This is a genomic window from Alloyangia pacifica (genome assembly GCF_020524285.1).
GTDB classification, from domain to species: domain Bacteria; phylum Pseudomonadota; class Alphaproteobacteria; order Rhodobacterales; family Rhodobacteraceae; genus Salipiger; species Salipiger pacificus_B.
In genome coordinates this window covers 1-19,895 of sequence record NZ_JAIVKX010000018.1, presented here as the reverse complement: position 1 = coordinate 19,895, position 19,895 = coordinate 1, and the positions used below count along the sequence as shown (strand labels likewise).

The window sequence follows — 19,895 nt, the reverse complement described above, 5'->3', positions numbered from 1 at the left end:
CACCCCAACGGAGAGAACTCATGAGACTGAACAGACGTACCTTCCTCGGCACCGGCGCTGCGGCAACGGGCCTCGTGGGCCTCAGCGGCCTGCCCCTGCGCGCGCAGGGCAGCACGATCAACGTGACCGCCTATGGCGGCGTCTGGGAACAGGCCATCCGCGATTGTTTCGTCGCCCCCTTCGAGGCCAAGACCGGCGCCACCGCCACCGTCTCGCTCGGCGGTCCGGCGCAATGGCTGGCGCAGGTCGAGGCGAGCCCCGAAAACCCGCCGCTCGACGTGCTGATCATGTCGCCCGACCTCGCGGTGCTGGCCGCCGAGGGTGATCTGATGGACGAGTTCACCGTCGAGAAGCTGCCCAACCTCGCCAATATCCCGCAGGAGTTCACCGACGCCTGCCTCGGCAAGGGCACCTATTTCGACTACGGCGTCGGCGGCATCACCTACAACAAGCAGATCGTTTCCGAACCGCCGCGCAGCTTTGCCGATTTCGTCGAGCGCGTGGCGTCGGGCGAGTTCATCGCCTCGGTGCCCTCGATCAGCTACGGGCCGACCACGGTGTTCTTCCTCTGGGCGCTGAACAACGCGCTTGGCGGCGACGTCGACAACACCGATCCGTTCTTCGAGGCGATGGCCAAGATGAAGGACAACCTCGTGTTCTGGGCCGGCCCGAATGATTTCTTCAACCACCTTGCCTCGGGCGAGGCGGATCTGGGGATCTACTTCGACGGCCGCACCTGGAACCACGTCGACGAGGGCGTGGACTGGATCGACTTCATCAACCCCGAGGAAGGCGGCGCGATGACCGCCGTGGCGATCCAGAAACCCAAGAACGCCTCGGATCTGGCATGGGACTACCTCAACGAGGTGCTCGACGCCGGAAACCAAGCCAAGTTCGCCGAGATCCTCAACTACGGCGTCACCAACACGCAGGTCGAATACAGCGAAAAGCTGGCCTCGCGCGTGACCCCGCTGTCCGAAGCGAACCTGCCGCCCTACGCCGAGATCGCCCGCGTCCGCAACGACTGGGTGGACCGCTGGAACCGCGAAATCGGTATGTAAGCCCTCCGCTCCCGCCGGTGCGCCGGCGGGAGACTCCACTGCCCAAGACCGAAGAGGCGTCATGCCCAACCTTGTTCACCTCTCCGCCGGAGCCCGGCGCGCATTGCTGCTCGCCCCGGCGTTGATCTTCCTCGCGGTGTTCTTCGTGATGCCGCTGGCGGACAATTCGGCGCGCTCCTTCCTTGCGGAGGACGGCGGCTTCACCCTGTCGCGCTACGCCGATTTCCTGACCGACCGCTTCTACCTGGGCGTGATCGCGGAGACGGTGATCCTGTCGGCGGTGGTGACGCTGATCTCGGTGGTGATCGCCTATCCCGTCGCCTATGTGCTGGTGCGCAAGGCCGGACGGTTCTCGGGGCTGATCGTCTTTCTGCTGATCGCGCCGCTGCTGACCTCGATCATCATGCGGACCTTCGGCTGGCAGGTGCTCTTCGCCCGGCGCGGGCTGATCAACCAATGGCTGGTGACCGACCTAGGCCTTTTGGATGCGCCGCTGCGCTGGCTCAATACACCGGGGCTCGCCATCGCCGCGCTGGTGCATGTGCTGGTGCCCTTTGCGGTGCTGTCCATCGCCTCGGTGCTGCAGGGCGTCGACCGACGGCTTGAAGAGGGCGCGCAGATGCTCGGCGCCTCCAAGCTGCGCACCTTCTTCGAGGTGACGCTGCCGCTGACCACCGATGGCATCGGCACCGGCGCGATCCTCGTCTTCATGATCGCCAATGGCTCGTTCGTCACGCTGGTGCTGCTCGGCGGCGGCTTCCAGACCCTGCCGCTGCTGATCTACCAGCAGTTCAACACCACCCGCGATTTCGCGCTGGCCTCGACCATGAGCACCATTCTTCTGGTCATCGCGCTGGCCTGCCTGTGGCTGCAACTGCGCCTGCTGCGCAGACAGGGGGTATAAGATGCGCTTCTCGGACATCGCCCTTTGGGCGTTCACCATCGCCTTTTTCGTCTTCATGATCCTGCCGATCGCGGTGGTGGTGGTGATCTCCTTCACCTCCGCCGGTTATGCCGCCTTCCCGATCCCTGGCTGGTCGCTGAAATGGTTCGCGCGGATCTTCGAATACCGCCCGTTCATTGACAGCCTCTGGGTCAGCCTGCAACTGGGCGTGGTGGCCACCGTCGCCTCCTGCGTGCTGGGCGTGCCTGCGGCGCTCTACCTAAGCCGGGCGCGCTCGGGCTGGGCGACGGCGATCACCACCTTCCTGCTGTCGCCGCTCAGCATGCCGATGATCGTCATCGGCTTTGCCTCGCTGTTCTTCCTTTCGGCGCTCGGCTTCGGCGTGTCGTTCCTCAGTCTTGCCATCGTGCACACGGTGATCTGCCTGCCCTATGTGATCCGCACCGTCACCGCCGTCTACCGCGCCGTGCCGCCAGCCTATGAGGAGGCGGCCCAGATCCTTGGCGCCTCGCGGCTCACCACCTTCCGCGAGGTGACGCTGCCGCTCATCCGTCCGGGCATCGCTGCGGGCTCGCTGTTTTCGTTCCTGACGTCCTTCGACAACCTGCCGGTGAGCTATTTCTTCGGCTCGGCGCAGACCACCACGCTGCCGGTGGTGATGCTGGCCTATATGGAGCACCAGTTCGATCCCTCGATCGCCGCACTTTCGACGCTCCAGCTGCTGCTGGCCATCGTCGCGCTTGTGGTGGCCGACCGGCTCTATGGCATCGAGAAGATGACCGTCGCCACCTGATCCCGATCTTTCGCCCCTCCCCTGCCCGCCGCGCCGGAGCCCTGCCGCATGAGCCTTGCCGATCTCGAAGCCCGCCTCGCCGAGGACCTGAGCCTGCTCAACCTGCCCGCAGCGCCCTGGGTGCCCGCGCGCGAGGGTGTGCTCGATGTGCTGGTGGTCGGCGCGGGCATGTGCGGCCTGGCGGCGCTGGCCGAGCTGCGCTTTCTGGGCATCGACAACAGCCTTGCCATCGACAGCGCGCCCGAGGGCTATGAGGGCCCGTGGGAAACCTTCGCGCGGATGCGCACCCTGCGCTCGCCGAAAACCCTGACCGGCCCGGCGCTCGGCCTGCCTGCCCTGACCTTCCGCGCGTGGTTCACCGCGCAATGGGGCGCGGAGGGCTGGGAGGCGCTTGGTAAGATCCCCAAAGGGCAATGGATGGACTACCTGCGCTGGTACCGCCGGGTGCTGGCGCTGCCGATCCGCAATGAGACCCGGCTCACAGACCTGCGTGGCGACGGAGACCTGCTTGCCGTCACACTGGACACGCCCGAGGGTGAAGAGCGCCTGCTGGCGCGCCGCGTGGTGCTGGCCACCGGGCGCTCCGGGCTCGGCGGCGGCGCGGTGCCCGCAGCGCTAAGAGGGGTCGACCGCAAATTCTGGGCCCATAGCGCCGACGAGATCGACTTCGCGGCGCTGCGCGGCCGCGACGTGGTGGTCGTTGGCGCGGGCGCCTCGGCGGTGGACAATGCCGCCACCGCGCTCGAGGCCGGGGCGGCGCGGGTCGATCTGCTGATCCGTCGCGAGACCATTCCGGCGGTGAACAAGCTCACCGGCATCGGCAGCCCCGGCACGGAACTGGGCCTCGGCAGCCTGCCGGATGATTGGAAGCTGAAAATTCACGGCTATGCCGCGCAGCAACAGGTGCCGCCGCCCAGCCATTCGGTGCGCCGCGTGTCGGATCACCCCAACGCGCATTTCCACCTCGGCTGCGCGCTCACCGGCGCTGCGGTGCAGGACGGGCGGCTGCGCATCGAAACCTCGCGCGGGAGCTTCAGCACCGATTTCCTGATCGCGGGCACGGGCTTTCGCAACGATTTCGCCGAGCGCGCTGAACTGAGCGCCATCGCGCCGCATGTGCTCTCCTGGGGGGAACGCGACGATTTTCCCGATCATCTGCCCAGCGATGGACCGATGGGGCAGTCGCCCTATCTCGCCGAGGATTTCACCTTCCTCGAGCGCAGCCCCGGCGCCTGCCCCGCGCTGCAGCGCATCCATTGCTTCAACGATGCGGCGATGCTCAGCCACGGCAAGGTGTCGGGCGATATCCCGGCGGTCAGCGTGGGGGCCAAACGGCTCGGGCGCGCCATCGCCGCCGCCTTTTTCCGCGAGGACATCGAGGCGCAGTTCGACAAGCTGCAGGCCTACGACACACCGGAACTTTCAGGCGACGAATACGCGGCCGCGCCGCAGCTACCGAGCTGACGCCAAGCAGCGCGCCAGACGTGCTGGCGCATGTTCAGGTCGCGGCCGGTGGTCAGGTAGGTGCCGTTTCTAGAGAGCTCCAGACCCCTGCAAGATGCACCATTTGAAGCTGGGTTTTTTGGTTAGTCTTGCCCGGCTGGGCTGCGAGCGGACCCACATGAAGGCATGAAACTCTTAGAGGCGCTGAAGACGCTTTTCCTAAACAAGGACGCGTAAAGCACGCCGGTCGCGGAGATTTTCTGCAAGGCCTTTGGTGGTCAAGCAGGGTTTCTCAAATGTATGAAGAAGTTTGTCGGCCCGCGGCCGGTTTGGATGCGTCGTCTGCAGGCGGATCACGCTGCCGTCGAGAGGCGGGTCCGGGAGAACTACGAGACGCGCGTTCGACATTTTCTACCGGCGTCTTCATGTGCTGCTTGGCCAGGAGGGATGGGAAATCAAGGTCAAGATGGCACGCGTAAGATCGAAATATGCAATTGCGCGCCATTCATCGGAGTGGTGCTCTCTGAAGCGTTCAGGTCACGTCGCCGCAGCACCAATCCGCGTCAGGTTGTCATGGTCCCGCCAAGCGGGATAGCGTCTGGCCACCAGAGCCACGCGATTGCACCGGTTGCGCAGCTAGCAGAGCCATCACGAGAAACAGGCATCGTCTCCTTGGGCTTCATGCACTCCATGACCTGCCGGACCGAAGGCATCCAGAGCACCGCCCCGGTGCGCTGGCGTTCGTTCGAGAGCATGTGTACCGTCTATTGGGAAGCGCAGGGCAGGGCCGGCGCCACGGGCTACTACCGCTCGCCGGACCCGCGGGTCATGCTATTCTTCAACGACGTTTCGGACAGCATCCTCTTTGCCGGGCAGAATGGCGCGCCGCGCACGGAATGGCGCCCGATGCTGAGGGCGCTCTACGTGCCGTCTGGGCTACCGATGTGGACCAGCTTCCGCACGCCGCACCGGTTTTCCCACCTCGACCTGCATATCGACGCGCACTGGCTGCGTGAACGCATCGCGCCGATGCTCGGCGATGAGACTGCAAGAGCCGCACTGCGCCAGCCGGCGGAAGTGCAGGATGTCGGTGCACTGGCGGCGCTGGCCCAGACCCTCGCCGACGAGATCGACCGCCCCAGCCGCGCCCCGGCATTTGCCGAGAGCCTTGCCGTCGCGCTGGTGACGGGCCTTGTTGCCCCGAAACCCGACGCCGACGAAACCGCCGGCGCGCAGGGCGGGCTCTCCGCCTGGCAAATGCGGCGGCTGCGCGGCTTTCTCGCCAAGCGCGGCGGCCGGGCCAGCAACGCCGAGCTGGCGCGTGAGGTCGGCCTGTCGGAAGGCTGGTTCAGCCATGCCTTCAAGCGCACCACCGGCAAGACGCCGCTGCAATGGCAGCAGGAACAGCGCATCTCGGCGGTGAAGGAATGCCTGCTGCACGAGGACCTGACCATCGCCGAGATCGCGTTGCGCTTCGAATTCTCCGACCAAGGGCATCTGACGCGGGTGTTCCGGCGTCACGCGGGCATCACCCCCTCGGCTTGGCGCCGCGAAGCCCGGGCGCGGTAGGACCCGCCCGCAAAAGGCGGACGGGCCATTCGGTCACCAGCTGTGGTTCAGCGTCAGGCTGATCTCGCGACCTGCGTTGTAGTAGTCGGTCGAGTACCCGCCCTGGGCGATGTGCTTTTCATCCAGCAGGTTGGTCACATTGAGCCGCATCTGGGTGTTCTCGGCGATGTCGTAGCCGATTGCCGCGTCCCAGAGCCAGGCCGCGTCCGTCTTGCCGGTGTTGGCGTCCGAGCGCCAATACTCGCCGGTGTAGCGCACCCCGAGCCCGAGGTTCAGATCACCGAGGCTGCCCTGCCCCGGCATGACGTAGTTCGTCCAGATCGAGCCCGAGTGCTGCGGCGTCGAACCCAACTCGTTGCCGTTGTTACTGCCGTTGTCGGATTCGAGGATCTCGCTCTCGAGGTAGGTGTAGGCAGCAGTGAACGAGAATTGCTCGGTCAGCTCGGCCTTGGCTTCGAGGTCGATGCCCCGCACCCGCGACTCGCCGCGCACCTCGTCGAGCAGCGTGTCGGCATTGGTCACCGTCTCGTTGTACTTGGTCAAATCGTAGACCGACGCGGTGAGCAGGCCGCGGAAGCCGTCGGGGCGGTACTTGACGCCCACCTCGTACTGCTTGCCGCGCTCGGGCTCCTCGCCGAGGCTGGCGGGCACCACCGATTCCGCGTAGCTGCCGAAGAGCGAGAGGTTGGGGTTGATGCGATAGGTCAGCCCGAGGCGCAGCGTGTCCTCGACGTCATCGGCCTCGGTCGTTACATCGGTGAGATTGTCGGTGATCGAATTGTCGATCCAGTCGCGGCGCAGCCCGCCCTGCACGATCAGCCTGTCCCAGGCAAACTCCTGCTGCAGGTAGAACGAGGCGACCTGGGTGTCGGTCGTGGTGTCCTGGTAGGGCGCGGTGGCATCGAGATCGAGCCCGCCGGTGTACACCGGATCAGACCATCTGATGTCCGCGGCGCGGGTGTACCACAGCGTGTTCTCGCGGTGGTTGTCGCGGTATTCGACCCCGCCCATGGTGCGGCTCGAGAGCGTGCCGAAGGTGGTCTCGTAGAGCAGGTGCGCATCGACGACGAAGTTCTCGAAATCGGCGTCATTGGCGAAGTAGTAACGCGAGACGGTCTCATCCTCTTCCGAGGTCACGGCTCCCAGGAACACGTAGCCGAAGCCGCCGGTGCCCTTGGTATAGCGGGCGGTCGAGCCAAACTCGAGCCCGTTGCCGAAATCATGCTCGAGCTTGAAGGTCAGCGTGTGACGGTCGGTGTCGAGATAGTTGAAGTCGGGCTCGCCGAGGAACAGGTCGCGGTCGAAGTCATCGCCGGTCGCCGGGTAGCCCGAGCTGTTGGGATAGCCGTCGCGGTAGAGATAGTCATAGACGAGGCTCACCGTCGTGCGGTCGCTCGGACGCCAGGCAAGCCCGCCCATGATGAAAGTCTCGTCGTCGGTGGACTCGTCGGTTTCGGCCTCGGAATCCTGCATCTTGCCGGTCAGTCGCCAGGACAGGTCGCTGTTCCCGGCGAAGGTGTCGCCCAGGTCGAAGCCCAGTTCCTTGTGGTTGAAGCTGCCCACGGTGCCGTAAATTTGGCGCAGGCGCTCGCCGGTGGGCGACTTGGTGATGAAGTTGACCGCGCCGCCCGGATCGCCGACCCCGAAGGACGTGGAGTTGGCGCCCTTCAGGACCTCTACCCGGTCGAAGGCGAAAGGCTCTTCGCGCACGCCGCCGAAGGCATCGCCGATCAGCATCCCGTCGCGATAGGTGGTGGCGTCATAGCCGCGGATCTTGAAGTAGTCGTAGCGATCGTCGCGGCCGTAGTAGTCGGTCGAGATACCGGCGCTGTACTGCAGAATCTGCTCGGTAGTCTGCGCGCCGCGCTGCGCGATCTCCTTCGAGGTGATGACCGAGATGCTGGCCGAGCTGTCCATGATGTCACTGGGGAGCCCGCTGCCGCTGGTCACCTGGTCGGCGACGATGGTCTCGTCGTCGTCGGAGCCGTCGCGGGCGGTGTCGATGAAGATCGTGCCAAGCGAGACCGAGGCCCCCTCTAGCGCGTGGACCGGGGCCGAGAGCAGCGCCAGGACGGCGCAGCCGGACAGAAGGATGGTATGGCGCGTAGGCGCCGCGAGAAATGCGTTCACGAGCGTGCGTGCTCCCTGAAGGGGTCTGGAGCCGGGAAGACCCGGCGTGTCGGCTGTCCGAAGGGTACGGATGGCGGCGAGGAGGGAAGCCGGTGCCTGGCATCACCCGCATGAGGGGACGGACATGCAGGCGGCGGCGCCCTCCGTTGCAGCGCCGACTAGCAAGCGGCAGCGCGCGCGTCTTGAACATTTCTACGGTTTTTGTCTATTCCTGATGAAAAAGCTCGGACTGAGCTGACCCCGGCGAGTGGTTCGGGGCTCTGTTGCACAAATCGGCTAATGGCCGTGTTTCCCCTTTCCCCGGACAGACTTATCCCACGGGTTCTGTGACAGGGATGCCGAGCGCGGTGTAGCCGTTCAGAACGGCGATACGGACCTGAAGCTCCGCGACCTGTCGGTCGAAGTCCCGTGCCATGAGGCGCTGCCCCAGCAGTTTCACACAGTGCATCTTCGTTTCGACGCGGCTTCGGCGGTGGTATCCGTCCATCGTCGCCAGAGGGAACGACCGAGGTATTTCGATGCCCTCAGTGCTTCGTTTCGCGGCGAGCCTTTGTCCGCCATTGGTCCGAGGAGTTGCCAGCGGATGCGCCACCGGTCCGAGCGCCGCTGGCGACGGCGAGCGCGCCGGCGGTGACTGTCTTCCACAGTTTGGCGTTCTTGCGGGGCGGAATGACCGCATGGGCGCCGCGGTCAGCGATGGCATCGTGGCAATTGCGGGTATCGTAGGCACCGCCGGCGGTGACGCTGCCGATCTGCTCGTGCGCCGGGATGTGTTTGAGCAGGTCGGGTAATACCGGCGCATCGCCGATGTGGCTTCCCGTGATCTCCACGGCCCGAACCTCCAGCGTTTCCTCATCAACCCCCAGATGGATCTTCCGCCAGACGCGCCGTTTCGGGCCGCCATGCTTGCGGGCGTGCCACTCGCCTTCGCCCTCGACCTTGATGCCAGTACTGTCCACTGTCCGGCAGGGCATTGCGGAGCAATGTCCCGAGAGGGGAGCAGCAGGTGCAGCGGCCCCTTCGACCCGCGGTAGGGGATGTTGACAGCGAGGGTCTTCTGTCGGCGGGACAGTGTGCTGAAGTCAGGCACCGTCCAATCGAGGCCGACCAGCCGCAGTAGGCTCTCGACGAACCCGGTCCTCTGCCTGAGCGCCATGCCAAAAAGCACTTTCATCGTCAGCAGGTTTGAATGGCAGTATCGCTGTAAGTCTGCTGGCGGCCACGCCTGCCCGTCGGCAAGGCATCCCAGTTCATCTCGGGGTCAAACCAGATCGTCAGCGAGCCACGGCGCTTCAGCGCTTCGTTGTAGGCGGGCCAGTTCCTGGTCTTGTAGGTCGGTGGTATCGGTCGGCTCATGCATCCCAGTTATCCCTCTGGATTCATGTGATGAATCCTTCAATGGATTTGTGCAACAGAGCCCTCGGAGACCGGAACCGCAGGCCGCGGCAGGCCATGGACCCGGCCCAGCCGTCCCTCTCGCCTGTCCCGCGATGACAGACCGACTCGGATTTCGCCCGGAACAGGGGGGCTTATGGTCCGCTTGACAACTCCGCCTGTCCCGTCCGAGGGTCGCGCTCCGGAATGGGGGAGCGCCGGATCACGGCGTCGCGGTGAGGATGACATCACGCTGGAGAAACTTCGCGCAGCGCAACCAGCCGCTGATCGCCATCATGCTCATGCTGCTGGTGTCGGGCTTCGCCGCGATCGATTCCGCCCTCGTGCGGCACTTGTCGGGCGCGGTGCACCCCTTCGTCATGGGCTTCACACGCGCCCTCTTCGGGCTGCTCGCGGTGCTGCCCTGGATCCTCTCGCGGCGCGGGATGCTGCGCACCGAATACAGGTTTCTTCACCTGCTGCGGGCGGCGCTGAAGCTGGCCTCGGTACTCGCCTTCTTCTTCGCCTTCGCCGCCGCCCCGCTTGCGGATGTGACCGCCATCGCCTTCGCCTCGCCGATCTTTGTCACGCTGGGGGCCTGGGTGTTCCTGCGGGAGCGCCCGCGGCCGGTGCGGATCCTGGCCGTGACTCTGGGCTTCGCCGGCGTGCTGATCGTGCTCCGGCCAGACGCGGGCGACATCCCCATCGGCCTTGCCTACGCGCTGATCGGGGCGGTGCTCGTCGCGGTGATCCAGCTCATCCTGAAGGGCATGGTGGCGCGTGACCGGACCGAGACGCTGGTGGCCTGGAACCTCATTCTCACGGTGCCGCTGGCGGCGATCCCGGCGGCGCTCGTCTGGCAGACGCCGACGGCTGCGGAATGGCTGCTGCTGGCGCTGCAGGGGGCGCTCGGCGCCTTCGCGATGACGCTGGCGACGCGGGCCTTCGCGCTGGCCGACGCCTCGCTGATCGTGCCCTTCGATTTCCTCCGGCTGCCCTTCGTGGCGGCGCTGGGATACGTTTTCTTCGGACAGGTCGTCACCGCAACCACATGGGCGGGCGGAATCGCGATCTTCGTCGCGACGCTGGTCATGGTGAACAGCGCGCGGCGCATGGGCGGCGCGCGCTAGCGCCGCCTAGGCCGACCGCGGCTGCAGCGCCCCCAGGATCGTCGCGCGCACCTTCTCGTTCAGCGGCGTGCCCCGGTTCGGCGCGATGTTGAGGTAGAGCGTCGAGTTGAATTCCTTCGGCGCCGCGACGGGCCGGAAGAGCACATTCTCCATCTGCATCGCCGAGGCCGACCGCGGCACCAGCCCGACGCCGAGCCCGGCGTTCACCAGCGACACGATGGTCTGGGTCTGGCTGACTTCCTGCACCGTGTCGGGGGTGACGCCCACCGTGGCGAAGAGCGCCCGGTGGATGTCCTTCAGGAAGCCGCCCCGCTCAGAGGAATAGCCGACGAAATCCACCCCGTGCAGGTCTTCGACGCGGAGGTTCGCCACCGCGCAGAGCGCGTGATCGCGGGGCAGCACCAGCACGAAGGGCTCGCGGACGAGCAGGATGTTCTCCACCTCCTGCGCATGCGTCGCCGAGCGAGTCAGACCGAGGTCGAGCTTGCCCGACTGCAACCCTTCGGCGATCTCGTAGCTCATCATCTCGATGGGCTCGAACTTGACCCCCGGCATGCTGCGCTTCAGGGCCGAGGCGATCTGCGGCACGAAGTGCAGGCTGGCGGAGGGCACGAAGCCCATCACCACGTTGCCGACCTCGCCGCGCTCGGCCTGGCGGGCGGTCAGCACGGCGTATTCGGCGCGCTGCATCAGGTCCGTCGCGCTCTTGAGAAAGCTCTCGCCCGCCGGGGTCAGCCGGACCGAGCGGTTGGAGCGGTCGAAGAGCGTCAGCCCGATTCGATCCTCGAGCAGCTTGATCTGCCGGGACAGCGGCGGCTGCGTCATGTTCAGCCGAGCCGCGGCACGGCGAAAGTTCAGCTCCTCCGCGACCGCGATGAAGAACCTCAGCTGGAAAAAATCGTACGAGACCTGTGCCATAGACCGCCCTCCCGAGAATGCCGCGGCGACGCTTGATACAGGAAGTGTATCATTTCAATCCAACTATGGAATATACAATTGCCCTCTCAGGCGTATGGTTTTCTGACCTACAGGCCGTCCGAGCGGCGGCTGCGGGACAGTTCCAGCCGGTGCCGGGCACTGGCCAGACATGGTAATTTGGGAGGAGAACCATGACCTATCGGACCGGCCGCCTCGTCGCGGCCCTGCTCGCATCCACCATTGCCGGGCAGGCATTTGCGCAGGACGTCACCGTCGTCCTGTCGGAGGAGCTCAACACCGTCGAACCCTGCATGGCAACGCAGTCGAACGTCGGCCGCGTGCTGCTTCAGAACATTTCCGAGACCCTGACCGAGCTGGTGCCCGGCGAAGGGCTGCAGCCGCGGCTGGCGACGGATTGGGAGGACATGGGCAACGGCACCTGGCGCTTCCACCTGCGCGAGGGGGTGAGCTTCTCCGACGGCACCGCCTTCGACGCAGAGGACGTCAAGTTCTCGCTCGAGCGCAACCTTTCGGACAAGTTCGTCTGCGAGACTGGTGCGAAATACTACGGCGGGATGACGCTGACCACCAACGTGGTCGACGAGAACACCATCGAGATCACCAGCGACCCGGCGCAGCCGATCCTGCCGCTCCTGATGTCCACGCTGGCGGTGCTGCCGTCCGAGACCGACCCCGACGCCTTCACCGACGCGCCGGTCGGGACCGGCCCCTACACATTCGACGAATACGCCCGCGGCCAGCACATCAAGCTCTCCGCCCGCGACGACTACTGGGGCGAGGCGCCCGAGGTCACCTCGGCGACCTATGTGTTCCGCTCCGAAAGCGCCGTCCGCGCGGCCATGGTCGCGGCGGGCGAGGCCGACATCGCGCCGAACATCGCGCTGCAGGACGCCACCGACAAGGGCACCGACTACGCCTACCCGAACTCGGAAACCGTCTACATGCGGCTGGACCTCTCGGCCGCCCCGCTGAACGACGTGCGGGTGCGCCAGGCACTGAACTACGCGGTCGACAAGGAAGCCTTCGTCGGCACGATCCTCGCCGATGGCACGCTGCTGTCGACCGGCATGACCCCGCCCTCGACCATCGGCTACAACCACGATCTCGACCCCTACCCCTTCGACCCCGACAAGGCCAAGGGCCTGCTCGAAGCCGCGCAGAGCGACGGTGTCGACGTGGGCGCCGAGATCACCGTGATCGGCCGGCTCGAGAATTTCGCCAACGTGGTCGAGACGATGGAGGCGCTGACCTCCATGTGGCAGGACGTCGGCTTCAACGTCAAACTGCAGATGGTCGAGGTGGCGGAGTGGAACAAGTACTACTCCAAGCCCTTCCCCGAGGACATCGGCCCGACCATGGTCCAGGCCATGCACGACAACGCCAACGGCGATCCGGTCTTCTCGATGTTCAACAAGTACGCCTCGGATGGCGTGCAGTCGGGCACCGCGGATCCGCAGCTCGACGAGATGATCACCAAGGCCACCGGGGCCTCGGGAGACGCGCGCGAGGCGCTGTGGGAGGAGGTCTTCGCCTACGTCCACGACGACCTCGTGGCGGATGTGTTCCTCTGGCACATGGTGGGCATGAGCCGGGTGAACGAGCGGCTCGACTTCACCCCGTCGATCCGCACGAACTCTGAACTGCAGCTTTCGCAGATCAGCTTCAAGTAAGGCATCCGTCCGGGGGCGGTGCGCCGCCCCCGGCACGGCTCTGTCGCCACCGGACAATCGAGGCAGACATGCAATCTTTCCTTGGCAAACGCGCCGTCGCCAGTGCGATCTCGCTGGTCGGCCTGATCATCCTGGTATTCTTCCTGTCGCGCCTGACCGGCGACCCCACCGACCTCTACCTCCCCGTCGACGCATCGCTGGAGAGCCGTGAGCGATTCCGCGAGATCAACGGGCTCAACGATCCGCTGCTGATCCAGTTCGTCCACTACATGGGCGATCTGCTGCGCTTCGACTTCGGCGACTCCATCCGCCGCTCGGAACCGGCACTCGAGGCCGTGCTGCGCGGCTTTGGCTGGACGCTGCAACTGGCCGTGATCACCATGTCTCTGGTCACCGTCAGCGCCATCGTCCTGGGCTCGCTGGCCGCCTTCCACGTCGGCGGCATCTTCGACCGGATCGCCACCTTCTTCTCGCTCATCGGCGCCAGCGCGCCGGACTTCTGGGTCGCCATCGTCGCCATCGTGATCTTCTCGGTGGGTCTGGGCTGGTTGCCGACCTCCGGCACCGGCACGCCGTGGCACTGGGTGCTGCCGGTGGCGGTGCTGTTCATCCGGCCCTTCGGCTTGATCCTGCAGGTGGTGCGCGGCGCGATGATCACCGCCCTGCACGCCCCTTACGTGAAGACCGCCCGCGCCAAGGGCGTGCGCAACCGGCCGATCATCTTCGTGCACGCGCTGCGCAACGCATTGCTGCCGGTCATCACGGTGATCGGCGATCAGACCACGGCGATCCTCAACGGCGCGGTGGTGGTCGAGACCATCTTCGGCTTTCCGGGCATCGGCAAGCTGATGATCGACTCGATCCTGCAGCGCGACTTCAACGTGATCCTCGCCGCGATCATGGTCACCGCCTTCGCCATCTTCCTTCTGAACCTGCTGATCGACATCCTCTACGCGGTGCTCGATCCCCGGATCCGGTACTGACCCATGGCCCTTGCAGAAACCGACACTCCGAAAATGACCAAGTCCACCCACCCTGCGCTGACCATGGGGCGGATGCTCTGGCGGGACAAGTTCGCCTTCTTCTCCGCCCTCTTCCTGATCCTCATGGTGCTCTGCGCGCTCTGCGGCCCGACGTTCCTCGAGGACATCGCCACCAAGCAGAACCTGCGCGGCCGCAACGCCCCGCCGTTCGATTTCTCGAAGGCCTGGGTCTACTGGCTGGGCGGCGACGCCCTTGGCCGCCCGCTGCTGGCGCGGATCATCGTCGCCGCGCAGAACACGCTCTTCGTCGCCACCGGCGCGGTGATCTGCTCGCTGACCATCGGCACCACGCTGGGGATGATCGCCGGTTACTCGCGCAAGGTGACCTCGCAGATCATCATGCGTCTGGCCGACGTGATCATGGCCTTCCCCTCGCTGCTGCTGGCGGTGATCGTGCTCTACATGCTGCCGCCCTCGGTCGGGAACCTGATCGTCGTGCTGACCATCACCCGCATCCCGGTCTACCTGCGCACCGCGCGCGCCGAGGTGCTGGAGGTCCGCGGCCGGATGTTCGTGCAGGCGGCTACCGTCATGGGCGCCTCGACGCCGCGGATCGTCTTCCGCCACATCCTGCCGGTGATCCTGCCGACGCTGGTTACCATCGCCACGCTCGACTTCGCGCTGGTGGTGCTGGTGGAAAGCTCGCTCAGCTTCCTCGGCATCGGCATCCAGCCGCCCGAGATCACCTGGGGCCTGATGGTCAGCCAGGGCCGCCCTTACCTGACCTCCGCCTGGTGGCTCAGCTTCTGGCCCGGCCTGGTGATCATCCTCACCACCCTGTCCCTCAACCTGCTCTCGAACTGGATGCGCACCGCGCTTGACCCGGTGCAGCGCTGGCGGCTCGAAATCGCAAGGAAGAAGCAATGACCGATCACCTTCTCGAAGTCCGCAACCTCTCCGTCGACTTCCACACGGCAGGCGGCACGGTCCATGCGGTGCGCAACGTCAGCTGGCACCTCGACAAGGGTGAGACGCTTGCCATCCTCGGCGAGTCCGGCTCGGGCAAGTCGGTCTCGGCCTCGGCCATCATGGACCTGATCGACATCCCCCCCGGCGAGATCGTCTCGGGCGAGATCCTGTTCAACGGCGAGAACCTCTTCGCCATGACCCAGGACCAGCGCCGCGAGATCAACGGCCGCCGGATCGCGATGATCTTCCAGGATCCGCTGAGCCACCTGAACCCGGTCTATACCGTGGGCTTCCAGATCGCCGAGGCGATGACCACCCACGGCATCTCCAAGGACGAGGCGCGCCGCACCACGCTCGATCTGATGAAGCGCGTCGGCATCCCGAACGCCGAGGAGAAGATCGACGCCTACCCGCATCAGTTCTCGGGCGGGCAGCGCCAACGTCTGATGATCGCCATGGCACTTGCGGTGAAGCCCGACATCCTGATCGCCGACGAGCCGACCACGGCGCTCGACGTGACGGTGCAGGCGCAGATCCTCGCGCTGCTTGAGGATCTGCAGCGCGAAACCGGCATGGGCCTGCTGCTGATCACCCACGACCTTGGGGTCGTGGCCGAGGTGGCCGACCGCGTGGTGGTGATGAATGCCGGCGAGATCGTCGAGAGCGGCAGCGCCGCACAGGTCTACCGCCAGCCGGTGCACCCCTACACCAAGACGCTGATCGCCGCGGTGCCCGGCACCGGCGCAATGGCCGAGCCGCTTGCCACCGGGATCAAGCCGATCCTCGAGGTGAACCATGTCTCGAAGCATTACGGTGCCTTCGTCGCGCTCGAGGATGCCAGCCTGACGGTCCTGCCGGGCGAGACCGTCGCCATCGTCGGCGAAAGCGGCTCGGGCAAGTCGACGCTGGCCAAGACGCTGCTCCGGCTGGAGGAGGCCACCGGCGGCGAGGCGCTCTACAAGGGCCGCGACCTGCTCACCATGCCCCGGCGCGAGCTCTTCGACATCCGCCGCGAGGTGCAGATGATCTTCCAGGATCCGACCCAGTCGCTCAATCCGCGCATGTCGGTCTTCCAGATCATCGCCGAAGCCTTTGCCATCCACCCCGGCATTCTGCCCAAGCCGCAATGGCGCGGCCGGGTGCGCGAGCTGCTGGAACACGTGGGGCTGAACGCGACACATATGGACCGCTACCCGCACCAGTTCTCGGGCGGACAAAGACAGCGGATCGCCATCGCCCGCGCGCTGGCGCTGGAGCCGAAACTGATCATCTGCGACGAGGCGGTCTCGGCGCTCGACGTGTCGATCCAGGCGCAGGTGATCCACCTGCTGGAACAGCTGCAACGAGACTTCGGCCTGTCCTACCTCTTCATTGCCCACGACCTGCCGCTGGTGCGCGACTTCGCCCATCGCGTCGTGGTGATGCAGGGCGGACGGATCGTCGAACAAGGACCCGTGGCGCAGATCTTCGACGCCCCGCAACAGGATTATACCCGCAACCTCATGGCCGCGAGCCTGCATCCCGATCCGGAGATCCAGGCCGAACGTCGCGCCGCGAGGCAGCAAGCGCAGGAGGAATATGCATGACGAAGCGCGACCTACTGGTGATGTATCCGGCCCGGCCGAAGGCCATGGCCCAGCTCGCCGAGAGCTACACCCTGCACCGCTATGACGAAGCCGCCGACAAGGCGCGCTTCCTCGCCGAATACGGTCCCCGCTGCGAGGCGATCGTGACCAATGGCCATGTCGCGCTGCCGCGCGGCTTCCTGCAGCATCTTCCGCGGCTGAAGATCGTCTGCTGTTCCTCCGCCGGCTTCGAGCCCATCGACGTCGAGGCGCTGAAGGAGCACGGCGTCTGGCTGACCAACAGCTCGGCGGCGCTCTACGATGACGTGGCCGACATGGCGCTGCTGCTGACGCTGGCGACCCGGCGGCAGCTGGTGGCGGCGCATGACTACGTGCGCTCCGGCGACTGGGGGCGCAAGGGAATGTACCCGCTGCTCTCCTCGATGAACGGCAAGCGCGCCGGCATCGCGGGCATCGGCACCATCGGCCAGGCCATCGCCCGCCGCTTCGAGCCGCTGGGACTCGAGATCGGCTACACCGCCCGCAGCCCCCGCGACCTGCCGTGGAGCTATTTCGGCGATGTTCAGGCGCTGGCCAACTGGGCCGACATCCTCGTGGCCATCGTGCCCGGCGGCGCATCGACCGAAGGCATGTTCGACAAGACCGTTTTCGAGGCGCTCGGCCCCACCGGCAGTTTCATCAACGTGGCGCGCGGCAGCGTGGTCGACGAGCCCGCGCTGATCGAGGCGCTCGCCACCGGCAGGCTCGGCAGCGCCGGGCTCGACGTCTACCTCAACGAGCCCAACCCCGATCCGGCGCTGACGCAATTGCCGAACGTCACGCTCTACCCGCACCACGCCAGCGGCACCGTCGAGACGCGCGACGCCATGGCCCAGACCGTGGTCGACAACCTTGCCGCCTATTTCGCCGGAAAGCCGCTGCTGACCCCCGTCTTCGACCTGCCAGAAACCGCGGTGAGCCTATGAAACCGACCCTCAGCTACCTCCGCTGGCCGCTGGTGTTTACCGGCGCCGGCCTGGCCCTGTCGTTCTGGCTGGGGCAGGCCAGCACCGGCACCCTCTCGGGCGCGCTGACCTTCCTGACCGTCGGCGCGGTGCTGGCAGTGCTGGAGATCTCGCTCAGCTTCGACAACGCCATCGTCAACGCTAACAAGCTCAAGGACATGACCCCGGTCTGGCGGCAGCGCTTCCTCACCTGGGGCATCCTGATCGCCGTCTTCGGCATGCGCATCGTCTTCCCGCTGGCCGTGGTGTCGGTCGCGGCGCGCATCGACCCGTGGTCCGCCCTGAAGCTCGCCGCCGCCGAACCCGAGCAATACGCCCATGTCATGCACGAGGCGCACATCTCGATCGCGGCCTTCGGCGGCACCTTCCTGATGCTGGTCGCGCTGAGCTACTTCATCGACCAGGACAAGGAGATCGACTGGGTGCGCTCTCTGGAGACCCGGCTGCGCGCCTGCGGCACCATCCGCGGCCTCGAGATCGCCGCCGTCCTGCTGCTGGCGCTGGTCTTCTCCGCGGCGCTGCCGCAGGGCAAGAGCGCGGAGTTCCTCTTCGCCGCCGTCTGCGGCATGGTCACCTTCGTCGGCGTCGACCTGCTCGGACAGGTGCTCGACCGGGCGGAGGACACGCGCAACCTTGCCGCCGGGGGGGGCTTCGGCGCCTTCATGTATCTCGAAGTGCTGGATGCGTCGTTCAGCTTCGACGGGGTGATCGGGGCCTTCGCGCTGACCCAGAACCTGTTCCTGATCGCCATCGGCCTCGGCATCGGGGCGTTCTACGTCAGAGCGATGACCATCATGCTGGTCGAGAAGGGCACCCTCGCCGAGTTCCGCTACCTCGAGCACGGCGCCTTCTACTCGATCCTCGTGCTGTCGGTGATCATGTACACGCAGTCGCTGCTGCATGTGCCCGAGCTGCTGACCGGCCTGATCGGCGCGGTGCTCATCGGCCTCGCGCTCTGGTCCTCGATCCGACACAACCGGCTCGAGGCGCAGGGCTGACGGCCCTGCCCTGCCGCCGCGCCACCTCCGATGACACCGGCCTCCCCGACCGCCCCTGCGCGAGGAGGCCCGGATCGCACAGTCCCACGGAAGGACCCCCATGCCCCTGATCCCTCATGACCACCTCTGGGCCTTCGCCGCAGATCTTCTTGCTGCCGCGGGGATGCAGACGGACAAGGCCGAAACCACCGCCACCGTGCTTCTCGAGGGCGACATGATCGGCCATGAGACCCATGGTGTCGCGCTGATCCCCATGTACCTCTCGGCCCTCGCGAAGGGCGAGATGACCGGCGGCGGCGATCCCGAGGTCGTCTCCGACCGCGGCGCGAGCTTCGTCTGGGATGGAAGGCTCCTGCCCGGCGCCTGGCTGGTGACCCGCGCGCTGGAGCAGGCCTGCGACCGGCTCGCCACCCATGGCGTGGTCACCGCGGCAATCCGCGCCTCGCATCACACCTGCGCGCTCGCGGCCTTCATGCGCCCGGTCACCGAGCGCGGCTACATCGCCCGGCTCAGTTGCTCGAACCCGGCGGCCAACCGCATGGCGCCCTACGGCGGCACCCGGCCGCTGCTGACGCCCAACCCCATCGCCTACGGCTTCCCGACCCGCGGCACGCCGATCGTCGTGGATGTCTCCTGCTCGATCACCACCACGACCATGACGCAGACCCTGGCCCGCAGCGGCGCGCGCTTCCCCGAGGCCTGGGCGCAGACCGCGGACGGCACGCCGACGGACGACCCGCGCGAGGTCACCGAGCGCGGCGGCGCGTTGCTGCCGCTCGGCGGCGCGCTGAAGGGTCACAAGGGCTACGGCCTCGCCCTCGCCGAAGAACTGCTGACGCAGGGCCTGTCCGGAAAGGGGCGCGCCAACACCGCCGCCCCGGGTCCGCTGGCGCAGAGCGTCTTCCTGCAGGTGATGGACCCCGGTGCCTTTGCCGGGCTCGACCCGTTCCTCGACCAGTCCGAGCACCTTGCCGAGGCCTGCCGGAGCAACCCGCCCGCCGCCGGCGCCCGGGGGCCGGTGCGGGTGCCCGGCGACGCCGCCGCGGCGAAGCGCGCCCGGGCCCTGGCCGAGGGCGTCCCGGTCACCGCGCCGGTTTTGGCCGCGCTGACCGAGGCCGCCGAGGCCCTGAACGTCGGTCTGCTCGAGAGTGCCCGCTGAGCGCCGGCACGATCATTGTCATGGTGGGGTTCGTCCGGCCGCGGACTGCGGGTCCGCCGTGACTCGGCTGACCGGCCCACTCTTTGCGCCGCAAAAGCAAAAAGCGCCCGTTGGGGCGCTTGCATGTGGTGTTTTGTAGATTTGGTTGCGGGAGCAGGATTTGAACCTGCGACCTTCAGGTTA

General features: G+C 66.4%; 15 protein-coding genes and 1 pseudogene. 13 read left to right on the top strand and 3 right to left on the bottom strand.

From position 1 onward, the window contains the following. Positions 1–20: 20 nt before the first annotated feature. From LC039_RS21650 to LC039_RS21630, 5 genes are all read left to right on the top strand, one after another. Positions 21–1,061, top strand: a complete 1,041-nt coding sequence (locus LC039_RS21650; RefSeq protein ID WP_226628211.1) for an ABC transporter substrate-binding protein — start codon at positions 21–23, stop codon at positions 1,059–1,061. 61 nt (positions 1,062–1,122) lie between these two features. Then, positions 1,123–1,965, top strand: coding sequence for an ABC transporter permease (locus LC039_RS21645; RefSeq protein WP_226628210.1), 843 nt, complete (start codon positions 1,123–1,125; stop codon positions 1,963–1,965). A 1-nt stretch (position 1,966) separates the two neighbouring features. Beyond that, positions 1,967–2,758: an ABC transporter permease gene (locus LC039_RS21640; RefSeq protein ID WP_226628209.1), complete on the top strand. Its 792-nt coding sequence runs from the start codon at positions 1,967–1,969 to the stop codon at positions 2,756–2,758. Between the two features lie 48 nt (positions 2,759–2,806). Then, complete coding sequence (locus tag LC039_RS21635) at positions 2,807–4,222, top strand: flavin-containing monooxygenase (protein WP_226628208.1); 1,416 nt, start codon at positions 2,807–2,809, stop codon at positions 4,220–4,222. Positions 4,223–4,882: 660 nt separating this feature from the next. Next, positions 4,883–5,770, top strand: coding sequence for a helix-turn-helix domain-containing protein (locus tag LC039_RS21630; protein ID WP_226628206.1), 888 nt, complete (start codon positions 4,883–4,885; stop codon positions 5,768–5,770). A 33-nt stretch (positions 5,771–5,803) separates the two neighbouring features. On the opposite strand, the gene LC039_RS21625 is transcribed toward LC039_RS21630, so the two are convergent. Further along, positions 5,804–7,900, bottom strand: a complete 2,097-nt coding sequence (locus LC039_RS21625) for a TonB-dependent siderophore receptor (protein WP_226628204.1) — start codon at positions 7,898–7,900, stop codon at positions 5,804–5,806. 310 nt (positions 7,901–8,210) lie between these two features. After that, a pseudogene (locus tag LC039_RS21620) lies at positions 8,211–9,256 on the bottom strand (IS5 family transposase). Positions 9,257–9,516: 260 nt separating this feature from the next. Between LC039_RS21620 and LC039_RS21615 the strand changes: the two are divergent. After that, the gene (locus LC039_RS21615) at positions 9,517–10,404 is read left to right on the top strand and encodes a DMT family transporter (RefSeq protein ID WP_226628203.1); all 888 of its coding nucleotides are present in this window, start codon (positions 9,517–9,519) and stop codon (positions 10,402–10,404) included. A gap of 6 nt (positions 10,405–10,410) precedes the next feature. On the opposite strand, the gene LC039_RS21610 is transcribed toward LC039_RS21615, so the two are convergent. Next, the gene (locus tag LC039_RS21610) at positions 10,411–11,322 is read right to left on the bottom strand and encodes a LysR substrate-binding domain-containing protein (RefSeq protein WP_226628201.1); all 912 of its coding nucleotides are present in this window, start codon (positions 11,320–11,322) and stop codon (positions 10,411–10,413) included. Positions 11,323–11,513: 191 nt separating this feature from the next. Here LC039_RS21610 and LC039_RS21605 point away from each other — a divergent pair, with 191 nt between their 5' ends. The 7 genes from LC039_RS21605 (at position 11,514) to LC039_RS21575 (ending at position 19,712) form a co-directional block, all read left to right on the top strand. After that, positions 11,514–13,013 carry an ABC transporter substrate-binding protein gene (locus LC039_RS21605; protein ID WP_226628199.1) on the top strand — a complete coding sequence of 500 codons (1,500 nt, stop codon included), beginning with the start codon at positions 11,514–11,516 and terminating at the stop codon, positions 13,011–13,013. A gap of 68 nt (positions 13,014–13,081) precedes the next feature. After that, on the top strand, positions 13,082–13,996 hold the full coding sequence (locus LC039_RS21600) for an ABC transporter permease (protein WP_226628198.1): 915 nt from the start codon (positions 13,082–13,084) through the stop codon (positions 13,994–13,996). A 33-nt stretch (positions 13,997–14,029) separates the two neighbouring features. Continuing rightward, entirely contained in the window at positions 14,030–14,923 is an 894-nt protein-coding gene (locus LC039_RS21595; RefSeq protein WP_226628196.1) for an ABC transporter permease, read from the top strand. Next, positions 14,920–16,551, top strand: coding sequence for an ABC transporter ATP-binding protein (locus tag LC039_RS21590; protein WP_226628195.1), 1,632 nt, complete (start codon positions 14,920–14,922; stop codon positions 16,549–16,551). The genes LC039_RS21595 and LC039_RS21590 overlap by 4 nt, the downstream gene beginning before the upstream one ends. Further along, positions 16,548–17,516: a 2-hydroxyacid dehydrogenase gene (locus LC039_RS21585; RefSeq protein WP_226628193.1), complete on the top strand. Its 969-nt coding sequence runs from the start codon at positions 16,548–16,550 to the stop codon at positions 17,514–17,516. The genes LC039_RS21590 and LC039_RS21585 overlap by 4 nt, the downstream gene beginning before the upstream one ends. Beyond that, positions 17,513–18,553 (top strand): DUF475 domain-containing protein, encoded by a 1,041-nt coding sequence (locus LC039_RS21580; protein ID WP_226628192.1) that lies wholly within the window; start codon positions 17,513–17,515, stop codon positions 18,551–18,553. The genes LC039_RS21585 and LC039_RS21580 overlap by 4 nt, the downstream gene beginning before the upstream one ends. 100 nt (positions 18,554–18,653) lie before the next feature. Continuing rightward, positions 18,654–19,712, top strand: coding sequence for an Ldh family oxidoreductase (locus tag LC039_RS21575; RefSeq protein ID WP_226628190.1), 1,059 nt, complete (start codon positions 18,654–18,656; stop codon positions 19,710–19,712). Positions 19,713–19,895 lie beyond the last annotated feature (183 nt).